The following is a 417-nucleotide window of genomic DNA, read 5'->3' as shown; positions in this document are numbered from 1 at the left end:
GCAGGGATTTTTTCTTGCATCCCGTTCGATAGTACTATCGCTTCTTGTCCCATCAGCTGCTTCAAACCATTCAACGATTCTTCTGCTTTTCTTTCTTGCCAATAACTAACGAGTCCGTTGACGATCACTACGAATAAAATAATACTTCCTTCGATGTATTCGCTCGAAGCAAATTTCAAAAAAGAGGCAATGATCAACACGATCATCAGCAGATCAGTAAAGTGTTTTGCTATTTTTTTCCATCGTTTTGTCTGCTGTCTTGCTTCTATCTCATTATATCCTTGATCAGTCAGGCGTTTCTGCCGTTCTTCTTGCGACAAGCCTTCTGTTGATGTTTGATAGTTTTTCAATGTATCTTCTACCGTCACTTTGTACCAGTTCATCCTATCCCCTCCTACTTAATTGATACTTTTATTA

Annotated in this window: 1 protein-coding gene; it reads right to left on the bottom strand. The window is 38.8% G+C overall.

Annotated features, from left to right (window positions below):
• Positions 1 to 383, bottom strand: a 383-nt coding sequence (locus FCS21_RS17935) for a cation-transporting P-type ATPase (RefSeq protein WP_222928009.1), incomplete at its 3' end; no start/stop codon positions are given.
• Between the last annotated feature and the right edge of the window lie 34 nt (positions 384 to 417).

This window comes from Colwellia ponticola, assembly GCF_005885605.1.
In the GTDB taxonomy this organism is placed as follows: Bacteria; Pseudomonadota; Gammaproteobacteria; order Enterobacterales; family Alteromonadaceae; genus Colwellia; species Colwellia ponticola.
The sequence above is the reverse complement of the archived record's forward strand: the minus strand, read 5'-3'. Positions and strand labels throughout refer to the sequence as shown.